Below are 17,236 nucleotides of genomic sequence, written 5' to 3'. Positions count from 1 at the left end.
ATAGTATCGAGCACTTTAAAGACGAACTTGCTCAATACATGCATTACTACAACCATTTGAGAATTAAATCAAGGTTGAAACGGAAAAGTCCAGTAGCTTATCGTCTTAACACTGAATTAGCTGCTTAACAAAAATAGTGTCCAACTTTATGGGTCCAGTGCATACCTCCCTGCGGGGTCTCACCTAACTCGCTTTTCCCGCAGGAGTCTGCGTTTTGCACTCCAATCAACCGCTGGAACCTTTTTTGAATATGGATAAGACTACTCAAATTAATTCTGATAATATGGGTGGCAGCTTTTCTTAGTTCGTCTGGTTTCCTTTTTTCTTTGATGGAAAAGTAGGTAAGAACACTGCTCGAAGGCAAAGACCTCTATTGCGATCAGCACTCTGATGGTCTTGAGTTTTCACATTTTTCATTCCGTATAAAGGTTTGATCGACTTGAATTTCAGCCAACATCTGAAAATACATAAAATTTTGCTTGTATGTATTCTTCAAGAAACCTTTTCTTTACTCTGAAGGATGATAACACACTTCCCAAAGCACATAAAAAAAGACCCCCCTAAGAGAGTCTTAAAAAGTTTATAGGATGATAGCGATCAGTCCGCCGGAGCCTTCGTTGATGATTCTTTCGAGTGTGTCTTTCAGTTTATATCGGGCATTTTCAGGCATTAGCGACAGTTTGGCTGAGATGCCTTCTCTTACGATGGAGCTTAAGCTTCTTCCGAAGATATCAGAGTTCCAGATTGACAGCGGATCATCTTCAAAGTCCTGCATCAGGTAGCGAACAAGTTCTTCACTTTGCTTTTCGGTGCCGATGATCGGCTCGAATTTGGATTGAACATCTACCTTAATCATGTGAATTGAAGGTGCTACTGCTTTCAAACTAACCCCGAACCTGGATCCCTGGCGGATGATTTCCGGCTCATCCAGACTCATATCGTTCAGTGATGGGGCTGCGATTCCATATCCTGTCTGCTTCACCATTCTCAAAGCATCAGAAATCTGGTCGTATTCAGCTTTTGCATGAGCAAAGTCCTGCATCAGTTCCAGCAAGTGATCTTTGCCTCGTATTTCAACGCCGACGATTTCTTTCAACACTTCATCGTAAAGCTCATCAGGAGCGTATAAATCGATTTCTGCTATTCCTTGCCCCATGTCAATTCCGGCAAGGCCAGCTCTTTCAATATGCTCAAACTCGCTGAAGAAGTGCACGACGCGATCCACATCACGGAGACGCTTAATATCCTTGACCGTTTCTTTAACGGCTTCCTGATAGTTTTGTCTCAGCCAGTGTTCTTCTTTCAAGACCATTACCCAGCTTGGTAAATTCACATTCACTTCCAGAACCGGGAATTCGAACAACGCTTCACGCAGTACATTCAGCACATCTGAATCTCTCATACTTTCTACACTCATCGCAAGAACCGGAATATCATATTTCTCCTGAAGCTTCAATCTCAATTCTTCCGTCTCCGTTGCATGAGGTCTTGCAGAGTTGATAACCATGATAAATGGCTTGCCAACTTCCTTTAACTCCTCGATCACTCTTTCTTCTGCTTCGATATAGTCATTTCTTCCTATTTCCCCGATCGATCCATCTGTGGTGACAACCACCCCGATCGTAGAATGCTCCTGAATCACTTTTCTCGTGCCGATTTCGGCCGCTTCATGAAAAGGGATAGGTTCTTCATACCAAGGTGTATTAATCATTCTCGGTCCATTCTCGTCTTCATAACCCTTTGCACCGGGCACTGTGTAACCAACACAGTCTACTAATCTCACATTTACTTCCAAGCCCTCGTCCACATGCACCGATATTGCCTGGTTAGGAACGAATTTAGGTTCTGTTGTCATGATTGTTTTCCCTGCAGCGCTCTGCGGCAGTTCATCCTGTGCTCTGGCACGTTCTGACTCACTTGCGATATTAGGAAGGACAACAAGCTCCATAAACTTCTTGATGAATGTTGATTTACCGGTTCTTACTGCTCCCACCACACCTAAATAGATATCTCCGCCAGTTCTTTCAGCAATGTCTTTGAATAGATCGACTCTTTCCAAGAGATTCCCTCCCATCTTATATTCCAGGGATGTTTCATCCGTGTATTCTGACTCACATTCTATATTTATGATGTTGTCCTAATGACTTATGACTATTAATATGATTTTTTTACCTCCTTATGACTATAAATTGAATTTATTATGTCGTAGCGATTATGTTCAGTTGGATATGATGAAAACTCCCTTTAAAGGATGACATAAAATAATAACCCTTCTCCTACAATATATTTTGCAAGAAAAGGGTTATGCCTATTTTGTCATAAAGACGGGTTCTTTCTTTTCATCGATCGTATACGGAAGCGAGTATGCGGGTACGAACGGGGAATCTTCTGTCAGTAACGAACGAATATCTTCACCTTTACCTGGTGTCTGATCTGTTGATTGCAGCTTTTCGTATAAATCCATTGAATAGTCCACAAAAATTTCTCCACTGCCGTTAATCACCAACGGAAGCTTCTTGTTGGAGTATGGACTATCCACATAGACTTCCCCCTCCAATCCAATCTCTTTATAATTTAGCTTATAAACGTTTTGAGCCACTTGCTCCTTAAACGGAGGGTAACCTTGTGCCTGGATTCTAATTTTGATTTCCCTTATTTTTTCTGCCATTCGGAGATCAAAGATTTTAACAGTCGGATTATCCTCGACATCCGTTAGGACATACTGAAAAATCCCGCCATTCTCAAAGGCATTCCCTGGGACCTCGGGTAAATATTGAGGTGATATTTTCCTGAAATCAATTGGATATTTTTGGTAAATAGGTGTGTCCTGATCTCTTGTTTTGATCGGGAGCAGGCCGCTATTATCATTTTGATACTGCTCCACGGCTTCTTGTACAGCTTTGACTTGTGTATCATAAGGTATCTGATTCTGGCTGAGCTTTTCTTCAGGATAGAGACAGCCAGAGAGTATACTCATTGTCAATAATAGAATAATTCCGGTTAAACCAATACGTTTCAATCTTCAAACTTCCTTTCGCTTAATAAGTGGGACCGCTGAATACAATATAGATCATCATCAGTCCGCCCGCAATCATCAGTATGTATGCCATTAGTGCCGTAAAAAAACGTATGAACTTCTGCTTGATTTTATAGCGGCTGAAATAAATCATTATAATTGCAAGAAACATAAATCCCATTGATGCGAATGATACCCACATCTTCATCATAGAAGTCATCGTACATCCCTCCTGTTATCGAATGTATTATATCACAAGTTATTTCTAAAAGAAGCCTGTTCAATAAAATGTCCGAATGAAACTTATCCTCCGTAACAGTGCAGCATCATTGTTTACAGAAGCCTGACACGTAAAAAAAGAGCGACTCAAGAACCCGGAATCATCAAACGATCGTTCCGGATTCATGAGTTGCTCTAATGACTTAAACAGACCTACCCATCCATAGGCAAAGCTGTATATATTCATCACAGTGTATGCACAGAAGGAACCTTTCGCATCCTCTAATGCCTAATATTGCACTATTTTTATCGACTATGAGCGTTCGCCCAGTATATTCACGAGATCTTCCATCTCATTTGTTTTTCCTCGGGACATTAAATGATCCACCGCTTCTTTAGCTTCCACGTTATTGAATAAAACATTATATAAAGCATTGGTGATCGGCATCTTCACATCATACTTTTCTGCCAGTTGATGACCGGCTTTCGTAGTTCTGACACCTTCAACCACCATACCCATGTTATCCAGCACTTCTTCGAGCTTATGCCCTTTCCCAAGCATATTTCCCGCTCTCCAGTTCCTGGAGTGGACACTGGTACAAGTAACAATAAGGTCACCGATACCGGTTAGTCCGGAGAATGTAAGCGGATTAGCCCCCATCTTCGTTCCTAAACGGGCAATCTCCGCCAATCCTCTTGTGATAAGGGCAGCTTTTGCATTATCCCCGTATCCTAAACCATCTGTTATTCCGGCCGCAAGCGCAATGATGTTTTTCAATGCACCGCCGATTTCAACACCGAGCATATCAGGATTCGTGTAAACTCTAAAATTCTGGTTCATAAAGAGATCCTGCACTTCTTCAGCCGACTTCATATCTTCGGAAGATACAGTAACGGTGGTCGGATGTCTTAAACTTACCTCTTCTGCATGACTCGGACCAGAAAGAACAACGACAGAGCGCAGATTTTCAGGAGCCATTTCATCTTCAATGATTTCAGATATTCTCAAAAGGCTGTCAGGTTCAATCCCCTTACTCACATGCACAACCGTCAACGGATGATTTTGCGCTTCTTGAATTTGTCCAAGTACTTGCCGGATGGCTTTGGTCGGAACAGCTAAGACGATGGTCTGAATTCCATCCAATGATTCTTTCATGTTTGAAAAACCAATAATACTTTCAGGAAGTTTTACATCCTTCAAATACTTATGATTTGTATGGTGGTCGTTGATTTCCTGTATCTGTTCTGCTTTATGACCCCACATCCTGACTTCTAGCTCGTTGTCTGCCAATACCATGGCAAGGGCAGTACCCCAGCTTCCTGCACCTATAACCGTCACTTTTTGAGAGTTTTTCATGTTTACACCTACCTTATTATTTTCTTGCACGTGCGATAATACGAATAGGAGTTCCTTCAAATCCGAATGCATCACGGATTCTATTTTCCAAGAATCGTTCGTAAGAAAAATGCATCAATTCAGGATCATTTACAAAGACAACAAACGTCGGCGGCTTTACGGCTACCTGAGTTGCATAATAAATTCTCAACCTCTTGCCATTATCTGTAGGAGTCGGATTCATTGCTACAGCATCCATCACTACCTCATTCAGCACACTTGATTGAACACGTAATGCATGGTTTTCACTCGCTGTATTAATGACAGGGAGCAGCGTATGAATTCTCTTCTTTGTTTTTGCAGACAGGAAGATGATCGGTGCATAATCAAGGAATTGAAAATGATCACGAATATTCTGTTCCCATTTATTCATGGTTTTCTCATCTTTTTCAACAGCATCCCATTTGTTTACGACGATAACAACTGCACGTCCTGCATCATGCGCATATCCGGCAATTTTCTTGTCCTGTTCTATGATTCCCTCTTCCCCGTCAATTACAACCAAAACGACATCGGATCGTTCAATGGCTCTAAGTGCTCTTAACACACTGTATTTTTCAGTTGTTTCATACACTTTGCCTTTTTTCCTCATTCCGGCAGTATCTATAATGACATATTCTTGTCCATCATAAGTATATGAAGAATCGATTGCATCTCTGGTTGTCCCCGCCACATTACTTACAATGACACGATCTTCCCCTAATAATGCATTCACCAAGGATGATTTACCTACATTGGGACGACCGATCAGTGAAAACTTAATCACATCTTCGCCGTATTCTTCATCGTCTTCCTTCTTAAAATGTTTTGCTGCTTCGTCCAGCAAATCACCAAGTCCAAGTCCATGTGAACCAGAAATCGGATAAGGCTCGCCGAATCCAAGTGAGTAGAAATCATACACCATTTCTCTCATTTCAGGGTTATCAATTTTATTGACCCCGAGTACTACAGGCTTTTGGGAACGATAAAGGATTTTAGCTACGATTTCATCAGCAGCAGTAACCCCTTCACGTCCATTCGTGAGGAAAATAATGACATCGGCTTCGTCAATCGCAATTTCCGCCTGTTGTCTGATTTGATCAAGAAATGGTTCATTCCCTAATTCAATACCGCCTGTATCAATAATATTAAACTCATGAGTCAGCCACTCTGCTGAACTGTATATACGATCTCTTGTAACTCCCGGAACATCTTCTACAATTGATATTCTTTCTCCTACAATCCTATTAAAAATCGTGGACTTACCAACATTGGGACGTCCTACGATTGCAACAACTGGTTTAGACACTTTTTTCACCCTTTCTTGAAGAAGCTTATGATTCTTTCATAATCCTTTAAGCCTTTTCATTTCCACTGTTTCAATAACCATTCAATCTCAATAATAAAGACTGGCCCATAAGCTGTATGTTCCCTTATGGGTCAGTCCCCCTAACTTTAGTATTTTATCAGTAAAAGAATGAACTGGCAATCAATGTTTCACAATGATAAAAAGACCGGGATCCAATTCATGTGCAATCCCGTCTAAAATCGCTTCCAGATTTGCACAAATCCTTTGGAGTTCTTCTTCTGATTTGCAATGAAACACAGCTGTCCCGCTGGGTACTCTTTCAGGCGAGGTGGTTGCTGCCGCTAAAATGAATTTTTGAATAGTAGTACTCAATCTGCTTTACTCCCCTCTTGAATGGCTTTTGATTCAGATGGCATCCTGATTGCATTTTCCAGGGTCGGCACTTGACCGAGGATCGCGATGGCTTTCTCCACGTCTTTCCGTTGAGGAAGTACAAATACTGCCACCCTTCCATCATCCAGATCTCTTTTTGCCAAAGGAGTGAGTGCGGGGGTACCCGAATCTTTAAAGATTCCTAAAGAAGTTGACATATCATGAAGGATGGCCTGCCTTTGACCGAGATTGGCAATGGTCGATCTGGCATCAAATGATTTGGGTGATAACACAAAGCCCATCCCATAATTCAAGATCTCTTCCTGCCTTACTTTAAGACCGATATTCATGATATAAATATTATCTACATATAGTCCGGCATCCTTAAAATGGGGCTGCACAAACTCGATATTAACAATATCCTTGAGCTTACCTCCAGCCATCAATTTATGTGAAATGAACATGCAGATAACACTGACTGCCAGGGCTATATAAAAGTTAAAGATGATATACGACAAGGTTGCTAGCAAAGATGTAAAGATCACCAGGTAGTTCCTGCTTTCAAATGCAACGGCAATTCCTTCTATATACGTTGCCCCCCTTGGGACAAGCTCATAGGCATCCAGTTCTGCCAATGTGTTTCTTTCCATATTTCTTACATCCCGGAATTGTGAAGCAGCCACAGTCAAAAAGGTTATTGCAGTGAAATTTTCTTCCAATAATGCCGGTACCGCAATTGTGCCCAGCCCCGCTGCTATAAAGCCGAGTGCAATATGTATGATTTTCCCGTGTAAATATGTTGGGTACTGTCTATAATCCGTCCGGAGCATATAGATTCTCGTTAATGTCCCGACAATTACCCCGAAGATAACCGGATTCACATACTCATTCATATATTTTTGAATTCCCCTTTGTTAGGTGATAGTTTACTGCTCATCAAGACATTCAATGCTTGAATGGCCTTCAAGCTAAGCAAGATCAGCGCCATATAGGCTGTCATATCCAAATAAAGATGACTTCCTATAGTTTCAAAGAAACCGATTTTATTCAACGTTACATTCAATAATACGTCTCCTGCCATTGTGCCTGCCAGCACAGTAAGAAACAGTATTTTTATCTTTTTAAGCGAGCTATAGAATATAAAGCCGAGGCTCACGGATAATAGCGCAGCGATCACATGAGGTTCTATAATCATCAACACGGGATCATAAATGGCAATCAATCCTAAACCTGCATAAGACATCGCAATCGTTAATATCCCCATTAACATATATAGTTTCTGTCTTAGTCCTAAAGGATGGATATAAATAAATGTCAGGAGTACTAAGAGCAAGTAAGCGGCATACACGTCATGCGAAAAAAAGGTTAAGCGATATGGGAACAAACAAATCATGCATAATAAATAGAAAGAGTACGCAAAGCGCCCTTTTACATTCTTTCCCATCATGAATGTTGTATAAATCCATAGACCCCAGGCGACCCACAAAAATACAATACCTTCCATATCCCCATTCCCTCCTATTATCTACATTATGGAAAATCTTTATGTAATTCATTCATGCATGTTTCAATTTATTCTTGAAAAGATAAGAAAAGGAGGTGTTAGAAATGGGAAGAGATCGTCAAGAGAAGAAATTGAAGCAAAGCAGACGCGTGGAGTCTGATCGTGACCAGGAACTTCAAAACAAAGGGGCAACTGGTATGGAAAGCCCTGAAGAGTCAAGACGAAGACAGAAGTGATTTGTTTATATTGTTTTTTCTGAAAGTGCTTCACACATAAAGCAAAAAGAGACTGGGACAAAAAACCACCATACTAAGACGAATCATTTCAGTAAAGGCTCCTAATGCCGCTAATGATTTCCGTGCAAGACTTCGCTTTCCGCGGGTAGCCCGTGAGCCTCCTCGGCAAGCCTGCGGGGTCTCACATGGCCAGCTGCAGGGCTTAGAGGCACAGGTCATAAGCCAAACCGACCAAGAAGGCAAAGAACGCCTTCTAGTCCGGTTCGTCTTATGCCCCCCGCCTCTGTGAAAAGCCCTTCCGCTTTTCTTATAAGCTACTCTTCCCGCAGGAGTCTTCGTCTTGCACTCCAATCAAACGCTGGAAAGTGCTAAATCTCATTGTAAATTTAAACAAACTAAAAACCCGAACTAATTTGCCTATCGAAAGGCTAATTAGTTCGGGTTTTACTTAGACTAAAACAATTTTATGACAAGCCACTTCGCTTAATCATTTCCGCTGTCTTTTACTAAATTTCTCGGGTTCCAATCCCCGAACCTTCATCCAATGATGCACTTGACCAGATATAATCATGGGCACATCATGCAAATCTTCAATCTTTTCACACCCTAAAGCACACATGAGATATCGTATATCAGTATGGATTTCATTTACTTCTTCAATTGTATCCGTTAGACCTTTATCAACTATGCTCCTCAAAATGGCTCCAGCCATGCCGACAGAGCATGCACCTAAACTTAACGCCTTAACAATTTCCAGACTGTTCCGGATACCCCCTGATGCCATAATGGGCAAATCACTGGCTGAGTAAGCTTCAACAATGGAGACAGCAGTAGGAATTCCCCAATCATCAAAAAAATCCAGCATCCTTTGCCTGCGCTGATTTTCTATTTTAGAGAAATTCGTGCCGCCGTAGCCTCCTACATCTATTGCCGAAACTGAGGTTTCCGAAAGTGCGCGGGCTGCTTCTTTACTGATACCAAAACCTGTTTCTTTCACAATGACCGGAACTCGTAATCGTTCTGAGATTTCACCAATCCTTTCAAGTGCACCTCTGAAATCACGATCTCCTTCAGGCATGGTCAATTCCTGAATGACATTCAGGTGAATCTGGAGAGCATCCGCTTTAACCATTTCCACTGCTTCATTTGCTTGCTGGACGGTTGCTTCACTCCCCAGATTCGCAAAGATAATGCCTTCCGGGTTGTTCTTTCGAACGATTTCATAAGTTCTTCGTTCATCGGGACTCTTTAAAGCTGACATCTGAGAACCGACGGCCAAAGCAATTCCAGTTTCCTTTGCGAGTAAAGATAAGTCACCATTGATTTTTGAAGTGTATTCTCCGCCTCCACCCGTCATTGCATTCACAAAAATTGGCGAACTTAAAGAAAGTTCGCCAATTCGGGACTGGAGCCCAGTTTCACCAAGTGCCGTATTTGGCAGGCTTTGATGGACAAACTTGATATCTTCAAAGCCCGCCTTATCCTGCTGCCCTGTAGAAAGGGCGTAATTTATATGATCCCGTTTTCGTTGAGCTCTTGTCAAAGTCCATCACCATTTTATTTAAGATCTTTTAACTTATCTCCAATCATTTCACCTAATTGGAATCCCGTGTTTTCTTCCGGCATTTCGTAATCCGTCACTTCTTCTTCCTTCTCTTCCAATGCCTTAATGCTTAGAGAGAGACGTTGTTCTGATTCATTTACATCCAATACTTTTACTTTAACCGATTGGTCTTCTTTTAATACTTCATGCGGCGTACCGATGTGTTTATGTGAGATTTGAGAGATGTGCACCAATCCTTCGACGCCTGGGAATACCTCTACGAATGCTCCATAAGACACCAAGCGTTTAACGACCCCATCCAGCACACTGCCTTTAGGTGCTTTTTCAGAAATATCGCTCCAAGGTCCAGGCAGTGTTTCTTTAATTGATAATGAAATTCTTTCATTATCACGGTCTACACTCAACACCTTGACTTGGACCTGCTGCCCTTCAGAAACCACGTCAGAAGGCTTTTCGACATGCTCGTGTGACAGTTGGGAAATATGAACCAGACCGTCCACACCACCAATATCGACAAATGCACCGAAGTCAGTGATCCGTTGAACGGTACCTTCAAGCACGGCACCGGATTCAATGTCAGTTAAAAGCTGCTTTTTTTGTTCTTGTTTTTCCGCTTCCACTACGGCGCGATGAGAAAGGATTAAGCGGTTTTTCTCTTGATCTAATTCAACAATCTTAAATGTAAGAACCTTATCCTTATAGTCTGAGAAATCTTCCACATAATAGTCTTCAACTAAAGAAGCAGGTACGAAACCTCTCACTCCAAGATCGACAACCAGACCGCCTTTTACAACGTCTTTGACTTCCGCTTCAAAAACATCCCCATTCTCGTAGCGGCTCTTCATTTCTTCCCATGCTTTTTCTGCATCTACTTTACGCTTTGAAAGAACGAGCAGTTCTTCTTCCACTTTTGTCACGATTAACTCCAGTACATCTCCTTCACCGACAACGTCAGAAGCTTTCTCAATGTGAAGGCTTGAGAGTTCACTAATTGGAATGATGCCATCCACTTTACTATCTTGAACATCAACTAGGACTTGTTTTTCTTCGACCTTAGTGACGGTTCCCTTTACTTTTTCACCAATTTCGAGGTTTTTCACTTCAATTCCATTCATGTCTTCCATTATGTACTCCTCCTTAATCCATGACTGCAAAGATTTTATTTTTGTGAATTTTTACACAATTTAAATAAATTAGTCTTTCTATTAACTTCTAATAAATAGAACTATTTGTCAAGCAAGAAACTCCTGTTAAACCATCAGTTTTCTTATATGTTCCATAATGATATCAGTCGTTTTCTCAGCATTGAGTTTTTGTTTTTTCACTTCTTCCATTGGAATCGGCGGACCATACACCACTTTTAACTTTTTAAAGGGCTTATAAGGGCCGATGATTGCACACGGCACAACTTTTGCATCAGAGCGTAAAGCAAAGAATCCGGCACCTGCCAGCCCCTTGCCGATTTGCCCTGTTTTACTCCTAGTACCCTCAGGGAACAAACCTAAAACATTTCCGTCATTCAACACTTTTAATCCTTTACGAAGAGCTTCACGATCGCTCATTCCCCTTTTCACAGGAAAGGCATGGATCCGTGGTAGAATCTTCCCAAGTACCGGTACTTTGAAAAGTTCCTCTTTCGCCATGAATGAAACCGGCCTTGGAGCTGTGATACCGACAACGGGAGGATCCAGATTATCAATATGGTTGGCACAAAGTAAAACTCCGCCTTCCTTTGGAAAATGCTCCAATCCCGAAACTTCGATACGGTAAAGAGGGGAAAGAATCGACTTTACTAAACCTTTGGCAAATGAATAAAGATTCACGTTAACCTATCCTTTCCACAAGAGACATAATTCGGTCAACAACTTCAGATATATTTAATGAAGTCGTATCGATTTCAAAGGCATCATCTGCTTTTTTCAAAGGAGCGACTTCACGTTCAGAATCAATTTTATCTCTGAGTGCAATTTCTTCTTTTAATTTTTCAAGGTCAGAAGGAAAACCTTTTGCTGTATTTTCATCATGCCTTCTTTGAGCTCTTTCCTCTACACTGGCAAGCAAGAAAACTTTGACCTCGGCATCGGGTATAACATGCGTGCCGATATCCCTTCCGTCCATTACCACTCCGCCTTCACTCGCCAGTTTTTGCTGTCTTTTCACCATTTCTTCTCTGACCTGGGAATGGACAGCCACATGTGATACTGAATTTGTTACTTTTGATTGACGGATTTCATCTGTTACATCTTCTCCGTCCAGGTACACAAGCTGGCCTTTATCGGAAGGTTCCAGTTCAATTTTTGTTGTTTCTAAGAGTTTTGTCAGTTCTGTCTGATCATGCAGATCCACATCTGATTTCAGTGCTTTATATGTCAGCGAACGGTACATAGCTCCTGTATCAATATAAAGATAGGATAATTTACCTGCAACAATCTTCGCGACGGTGCTCTTCCCTGCTGCAGCAGGTCCGTCAATGGCAATTCTTAATTTCGTCAAAACATCCACCTACTTAAATTCCTTATAATTTCTTACCTATTCTATCATAAATCCAGAGAAACTTAATAAGAACTTTGTCTATAAATCGCTTACTTATCAAAAAAAACAGCAGGCTGCACTCACCTGCTTCGGTTTCCTGATATGGTCTCCACTATTTCACTATATTCCATTTTTTCCACCCCTTCATAAAATACAATCTTATGCAGTTCCGGCAGTATATTAAGTTCATGAAAAACAAATTGTACAGCCAGGAGTATAATAAAATGGAAAATGGCGAGCTTTATTAATATCCGTTCCACTGATTTCATCCGCTTCACTCTTTTCCTATCATTAAGAAAGAATTTCTTTAAGAAAAAGTATGTGTAAGTTTTGGTATTTTATTCAAGCAGACCCTTCTTTCTTAATTCCAATTGTCTTTCAAAACAATAGCGCATGATAATCTGACGCTGGATTTCTGTTAAGTTTAGAAACTGGATGCTTGCTATCTTTTTATTATTTTTCCCCCAAATCCTGATGAGACTTCCTGCTATTTCAAGGTAGTGGCATTCTCCAGTCTGCATCGTCAGGACGATGATCATCGTGATTCTTGCCCCCTGCGCAACATCCATTCCATTCCTTATTAGTACAGCACATCCCCCGGCGCTGATATCTTCTGTGACCGTTGGATGATATTCGTCGTTGAAGTAAAGTGAGATATCAGCAGTAGCATCCACCCGAACGAATTGTCTTCTTTGGATTTTAACCAGTTCTTCCTCTCCCGGATAGTGAATATGGATCATGGGAATCTTGGCGATTTTCCTGCCCAGGACTTCCGTCTCGAACATAAGGACGGTTTGTTCATTTTGAATAAAGCTTGCTTTAATCTGGGTTCCGTTCATCAAGAAGACGGTTTTACCAGTTTGTGTATGTATGGGATAATCAATATAGATTCCGTCACTTCCAGATTCCACTACCCTGCAGCGGTACTTTTCCAATGTGTCATTATGTATAGGTTCTAGTTGCAGTGTTGTTCCAGCTTTGATCATTGAACATACCTCTCACTTTCTGAGCTTCCGTTATTATGTACCTATATTATGTCACGTAAAATCCTTCCTTTCCATACTTTTTTTACTAATTTAACTCAAAAACTCCAGCTTGTTTCCGCGCAATCCCTCACTTGCCACACAACGGGCGAAGCAAGACTCGCCTCGACCTTTTATGTGCTAATCGCGCCAAAAATCAAAAAGACGATATCCTGAGAAAGATACCGTCTTTCGTTTCTTATAAGACTTCTTCGTAAATCGGTTCTGCATTTTTCAGTTTTTCCACTTTCTCTTCTTCTCCAGTATTTGCATTGATGAAAATCCTATAGGTGTCATTACCGAGCATACCTAAATATTCGTAACATAACACTTCTTCATTCAAGTCATTTACAATAACAGCCTGTCTTTCCTCCATAACTTTCAAGTTAGGGTTTGTTTCTTTTTTCGCTTCTTCCAGTGTCAGGCTTGGTTTTGCGATTTCACGGTCATGATTATTCCTTAAATATTCCTCTGCTGCAAATCCTACGATTTGACCGTTATCTAAAGCGACCTTCACTTTGATCGAATCCGGGTAAATCCGCACACCATCAATGACGGTGACATAGGTGAATATCCCCAGCTTATCATATTGGACACTTTCAAATAACTCCAATTTCTCAAACTTATTTTCTTTCAGGAAGTTTGTTGCATGCTCTGCAGCTTTGTTTAAACTGATCTTACTTTCTTTTACTTCGCGATTATTGATATACCATATTGGATAACCGCCTTTTTGAGTCACATCCATACTAGCCTCAGTCTCGCCATTGCCAATTGAAACACTATAGAATTTGAAGTTGGACCCTTTACCGCTGCTCGCTACTTTTGCATCATTGGATTCATCTATCCCCGAATATTTTCTTAATATCGCGACAGCTTCTTTTTTAGAAATCTGTTCGCCCTTTAGTTTTTTGAAATTTTCATCTCTTTTTTGACTGTTCACAAAGGTAGTGGATCCAAAGCTTGCTTCATCATAGCCTGTTACGTTTTTCTCTACTGTTTGAAAGCCGTTGATTATTGTGTTATCAGCCTTCTCCTTACCTGAAGCAAGGGCCATTTCAACATCCATCCAGCGGAGATTATTCTTTATGACCAAGTGTTGGACTTTTCTTAATTCCTTTTGGATATCCGCACTTTGCTTGTAAAGTTGTTCAAGTGATTTGTATTCTTTATCACTTAGTGGCTTGTCGTCCAAATCCCGTACCGCTACACGATAACTGAAATCTCCGATATTACTAAGAAATTCTTCGGTTTTATTGAATGGCAGCAATGTTAACGGTAATTGCCCGACGTCACTGTGTGCCTGTGACGTAAGGCGCCAAACATCTGCGAGTGCCGGTGATAATGACTTCTTTGAATTCATTGCAAGGGTTGTGCCTATCTTATCGTGAAGAAGGTCCACCTGGTAGGTCAACTCATGAAATGCTCGCTGATAGTTATTTTCTGCGTTGATCAGGATCGCATTCTTCTCCTGATGTTCCTGATACCCCCAAAAGGCCGTTCCAGCGACTCCGATGACGAGTACAGCTATTAATATACTACGTACCAATATCCTTCACCTCGTTAATTACAGAATATATGTTTCCCGATCTGCTTAATCTGCGGTCTTGACCAAATCCAATCACTTGTTGCTGTAACAGGATTAAAATAATACAGTGCATTGGACGATGGATCCCATCCATTAATAGCATCTAGCACAGCTTCTCTCGCTTTATCATTCGGAGTCAGATAAATCTGTCCATCCGCCACCGCCGTAAAAGCTCCCGGTTCAAAAATGACTCCTGCTGCGGTATTAGGGAATGAAGCACTGTCTATACGATTTAAAATGACTGCAGCCACCGCAACCTGTCCCTCATAAGGTTCACCCCGCGCTTCACCATATACGGCATTAGCCATGATTTGTATATCATTTTGAGAGAATCCATTTGGAGTGTTTGCAGCTGTCGGTTTGGAAGGTGTCTCTTTTGGCTGCTGTGCTGGTTTACCGCCTCCTCCACCACCTGTTCCCTTCTGCTTGCTTAGATCAGTTCCGCCATAATGGCTGAATTTTTTTCCCTTTTGAATTTGTTCTTGTACAAATTTTTTATTATACTTTGATGCTTTCACCAATTTTTCTTTTGTCTCGGCACCAGCTAATCCATCAATGGGCAGGCCGAACTCATATTGGAAGTTTCTTAAAGCCCAGTAGGTTCCCCACCCGAAAACCCCATCGATTTTCCCATTGTAGTAGCCAATATATTGAAGCCTTGATTGAAGTTCAATTACGTCTTCACCAGTAGCTCCATGTTGAATGACTTGATTTGTAAAAGCGTCTGCTTTCTCCCCTTCTGATGAAATCATCATAAAGGAACAAACAAGCACCATGACAACGGATGTACATAACCATTTGAAACGACTATTCATAATGCTTTACCCTCCATATCTTCAATTAACATTAACCCTAGTTTTTGTAGAGACACCCATTTTATACAAGATGAAAAATAAAAATTGGCAAACTCTACAGAACATCTACATTATTCAAAGGAGGAGGCATTCATTGAAATGTTATATCAAACTGGTTCTAGCTGTTGATTGGAGTGCAACACGAAGACTCCTGCGGGAGAAGTGGCCAATTAGAAAAGCGGAAGGGCTTTGCTCAGAGGCGGGTGGCATAAGACGAACCGGCCTGGAAGGCGCTCTTTGCCTTCTTGGCCGGTTTGGCTTATGACATGTGCCTCTAAGCCCTGCAGCTGGACAAGTGAGACCCCGCAGGGAGTTACGACCGATTAGGCTCACGGGTCACCCGCGGAAAGCGAAGTCTTGCACGGAAATCAACAGCGGTATAAAAAAAGCCAAACAAATTAGTGCCACACTTTGATAAGACAATGTAATGTTTCAGAAAAAGGGATGTAAACATCATTCGTTATAATGATGGGAGGGCAAGTCAAGTCTTTTACAAAGGGGAGGCAGTTATGGAGGATTATTTAGCGAAATCGTTGGATGAATGGAAAGATGACATCTCAGAGGTGTTGGATCAAATCAATACCGATTACGATGATGTGAAAAAGGAATTGAAGGTTTATTCATATAAGTACGGAATTACCAAGCAGGTAATCCAGTCTACTGTGAATGAAGAAATCATCGAAAATATCCGCGAAATGTATCATAAGCCTTTTGAGGAAAAGTATAGCGAATTAAAAGAGTACATAAGAGAACTGGATGAAAAAAGGAAAGTGTTCCAAATGTTTGTGAACAAGATTGATGAAGTGAAACGTAAGGAAGCGCCAAAGACCGATCTTGCCGCTGCTTACAAGTAAATTCCCATCAAAAAAAGCCATCCTATCCTGGAAGGCTTTTTCTTTTTGATTCAACGCTTTTAAGTGCATTTTTAAAGAATCTCTTTTTTCAACTCTGCAGGAGAATATTTACTGGCTGTCAAACGGTGTGCATGTTTGACCTTCTTTAACCCGATCCACCATAAAAATAACATGAAAGGAATCATGTAATAAATCCAATTCTTTTCAGACAAAAAGATATAATTGTATGTTCCATGCAATGTTAACGGAACCAATATGGATATAAGCAGCCACTTGTGACGCTGATCCCGTATAGAGAACTTCGCTTTACCGAGGTAATATCCCATCATAACACCGAACAACGCATGACTGGATACCGGCATCAAAGCTCTTCCAAACGCGTATTCCACTCCATTCGCTAAGAGGAATAATATATTTTCAACCGTGGCAAATCCCAGTGATACACTTGCACCGTAAATAATGCCATCATATGGGTCATTAAAATGATAATGCTGGAAGATGGCAACCATAAGGATAAACCATTTAAAAAATTCCTCCAGTAATCCCGAAGAAATATATGCATTAAACCAGTTAGATGTAAAAACCCCTTCCACTTTTAATACATACTGGAGAAACATAATTGGAAAGGTAATCAAAACACCGTATATAAAGGTTTTAAATACTAACGCAAACGGTTCAGCATCATACTCATCCCTTAAATAAAAATAACTTAATAGAGCTAACCCTGGTGCTATACCCGCTGATAAAACCACCAGCATATAAAAGTCCTCTTTTCTTTCAGTTTTCTTAATCGT

The 17,236-nt window shown here is 41.0% G+C and carries 20 protein-coding genes; 3 read left to right on the top strand and 17 right to left on the bottom strand.

Going from position 1 to position 17,236, the window contains the following annotated elements; genetic code table 11:
• The first annotated feature begins 5 nt into the window (after nucleotides 1-5).
• Nucleotides 6-128 (top strand): IS3 family transposase, encoded by a 123-nt coding sequence (locus tag AAEO50_RS18160; RefSeq protein WP_425383223.1) that lies wholly within the window; start codon nucleotides 6-8, stop codon nucleotides 126-128.
• A gap of 452 nt (nucleotides 129-580) precedes the next feature.
• On the opposite strand, the gene spoIVA is transcribed toward AAEO50_RS18160, so the two are convergent.
• From spoIVA to AAEO50_RS18120, 8 genes are all read right to left on the bottom strand, one after another.
• Nucleotides 581-2,059, bottom strand: coding sequence for a stage IV sporulation protein A (gene spoIVA, locus AAEO50_RS18155; RefSeq protein ID WP_341985737.1), 1,479 nt, complete (start codon nucleotides 2,057-2,059; stop codon nucleotides 581-583).
• 249 nt (nucleotides 2,060-2,308) lie between these two features.
• The gene (locus tag AAEO50_RS18150) at nucleotides 2,309-3,019 is read right to left on the bottom strand and encodes a hypothetical protein (protein WP_341985736.1); all 711 of its coding nucleotides are present in this window, start codon (nucleotides 3,017-3,019) and stop codon (nucleotides 2,309-2,311) included.
• A gap of 19 nt (nucleotides 3,020-3,038) precedes the next feature.
• Complete coding sequence (locus tag AAEO50_RS18145; protein WP_341985735.1) at nucleotides 3,039-3,236, bottom strand: DUF2768 domain-containing protein; 198 nt, start codon at nucleotides 3,234-3,236, stop codon at nucleotides 3,039-3,041.
• Between the two features lie 312 nt (nucleotides 3,237-3,548).
• Nucleotides 3,549-4,592, bottom strand: coding sequence for an NAD(P)H-dependent glycerol-3-phosphate dehydrogenase (locus AAEO50_RS18140; protein WP_341985733.1), 1,044 nt, complete (start codon nucleotides 4,590-4,592; stop codon nucleotides 3,549-3,551).
• Between the two features lie 16 nt (nucleotides 4,593-4,608).
• Complete coding sequence (gene der, locus AAEO50_RS18135) at nucleotides 4,609-5,919, bottom strand: ribosome biogenesis GTPase Der (RefSeq protein WP_341985732.1); 1,311 nt, start codon at nucleotides 5,917-5,919, stop codon at nucleotides 4,609-4,611.
• Between the two features lie 180 nt (nucleotides 5,920-6,099).
• Nucleotides 6,100-6,291, bottom strand: a complete 192-nt coding sequence (locus AAEO50_RS18130) for a capping complex subunit for YIEGIA (protein WP_341985731.1) — start codon at nucleotides 6,289-6,291, stop codon at nucleotides 6,100-6,102.
• On the bottom strand, nucleotides 6,288-7,184 hold the full coding sequence (locus tag AAEO50_RS18125; RefSeq protein WP_341985729.1) for a YIEGIA family protein: 897 nt from the start codon (nucleotides 7,182-7,184) through the stop codon (nucleotides 6,288-6,290). Before AAEO50_RS18125 ends, AAEO50_RS18130 begins: the two co-directional genes overlap by 4 nt.
• Nucleotides 7,181-7,795 (bottom strand): YphA family membrane protein, encoded by a 615-nt coding sequence (locus AAEO50_RS18120; RefSeq protein ID WP_341985728.1) that lies wholly within the window; start codon nucleotides 7,793-7,795, stop codon nucleotides 7,181-7,183. The genes AAEO50_RS18125 and AAEO50_RS18120 overlap by 4 nt, the downstream gene beginning before the upstream one ends.
• A gap of 104 nt (nucleotides 7,796-7,899) precedes the next feature.
• On the opposite strand from AAEO50_RS18120, the gene AAEO50_RS18115 reads away from it, so the two are divergent.
• Nucleotides 7,900-8,031 carry a YpzI family protein gene (locus AAEO50_RS18115; RefSeq protein ID WP_175991191.1) on the top strand — a complete coding sequence of 44 codons (132 nt, stop codon included), beginning with the start codon at nucleotides 7,900-7,902 and terminating at the stop codon, nucleotides 8,029-8,031.
• Between the two features lie 487 nt (nucleotides 8,032-8,518).
• Here AAEO50_RS18115 and fni read toward each other — a convergent pair whose 3' ends face one another.
• The 8 genes from fni to sleB form a co-directional block, all read right to left on the bottom strand.
• Nucleotides 8,519-9,574, bottom strand: coding sequence for a type 2 isopentenyl-diphosphate Delta-isomerase (gene fni, locus AAEO50_RS18110; RefSeq protein WP_341985727.1), 1,056 nt, complete (start codon nucleotides 9,572-9,574; stop codon nucleotides 8,519-8,521).
• Nucleotides 9,575-9,588: 14 nt separating this feature from the next.
• Complete coding sequence (gene rpsA / locus AAEO50_RS18105) at nucleotides 9,589-10,722, bottom strand: 30S ribosomal protein S1 (protein WP_341985739.1); 1,134 nt, start codon at nucleotides 10,720-10,722, stop codon at nucleotides 9,589-9,591.
• Between the two features lie 123 nt (nucleotides 10,723-10,845).
• The gene (locus AAEO50_RS18100) at nucleotides 10,846-11,418 is read right to left on the bottom strand and encodes a lysophospholipid acyltransferase family protein (protein WP_341985726.1); all 573 of its coding nucleotides are present in this window, start codon (nucleotides 11,416-11,418) and stop codon (nucleotides 10,846-10,848) included.
• Between the two features lies 1 nt (nucleotide 11,419).
• Entirely contained in the window at nucleotides 11,420-12,088 is a 669-nt protein-coding gene (gene cmk / locus AAEO50_RS18095) for a (d)CMP kinase (protein WP_425383222.1), read from the bottom strand.
• A 119-nt stretch (nucleotides 12,089-12,207) separates the two neighbouring features.
• On the bottom strand, nucleotides 12,208-12,396 hold the full coding sequence (locus AAEO50_RS18090; RefSeq protein ID WP_341985724.1) for a YpfB family protein: 189 nt from the start codon (nucleotides 12,394-12,396) through the stop codon (nucleotides 12,208-12,210).
• 69 nt (nucleotides 12,397-12,465) lie between these two features.
• Nucleotides 12,466-13,113 carry a flagellar brake protein gene (locus tag AAEO50_RS18085; RefSeq protein ID WP_341985723.1) on the bottom strand — a complete coding sequence of 216 codons (648 nt, stop codon included), beginning with the start codon at nucleotides 13,111-13,113 and terminating at the stop codon, nucleotides 12,466-12,468.
• A gap of 235 nt (nucleotides 13,114-13,348) precedes the next feature.
• Nucleotides 13,349-14,695: a germination protein YpeB gene (gene ypeB, locus AAEO50_RS18080; RefSeq protein WP_341985722.1), complete on the bottom strand. Its 1,347-nt coding sequence runs from the start codon at nucleotides 14,693-14,695 to the stop codon at nucleotides 13,349-13,351.
• Between the two features lie 14 nt (nucleotides 14,696-14,709).
• On the bottom strand, nucleotides 14,710-15,510 hold the full coding sequence (gene sleB, locus AAEO50_RS18075; protein WP_341985738.1) for a spore cortex-lytic enzyme: 801 nt from the start codon (nucleotides 15,508-15,510) through the stop codon (nucleotides 14,710-14,712).
• 587 nt (nucleotides 15,511-16,097) lie between these two features.
• Here sleB and AAEO50_RS18070 point away from each other — a divergent pair.
• Nucleotides 16,098-16,442 carry a hypothetical protein gene (locus tag AAEO50_RS18070; protein ID WP_175991184.1) on the top strand — a complete coding sequence of 115 codons (345 nt, stop codon included), beginning with the start codon at nucleotides 16,098-16,100 and terminating at the stop codon, nucleotides 16,440-16,442.
• Between the two features lie 71 nt (nucleotides 16,443-16,513).
• Here AAEO50_RS18070 and prsW read toward each other — a convergent pair whose 3' ends face one another.
• Nucleotides 16,514-17,200 (bottom strand): glutamic-type intramembrane protease PrsW, encoded by a 687-nt coding sequence (prsW, locus tag AAEO50_RS18065; RefSeq protein ID WP_341985721.1) that lies wholly within the window; start codon nucleotides 17,198-17,200, stop codon nucleotides 16,514-16,516.
• Nucleotides 17,201-17,236 lie beyond the last annotated feature (36 nt).

It is taken from the genome of Rossellomorea oryzaecorticis, from assembly GCF_038405515.1.
GTDB classification, from domain to species: domain Bacteria; phylum Bacillota; class Bacilli; order Bacillales; family Bacillaceae_B; genus Rossellomorea; species Rossellomorea oryzaecorticis_A.
The sequence above is the reverse complement of the archived record's forward strand: the minus strand, read 5'-3'. Positions and strand labels throughout refer to the sequence as shown.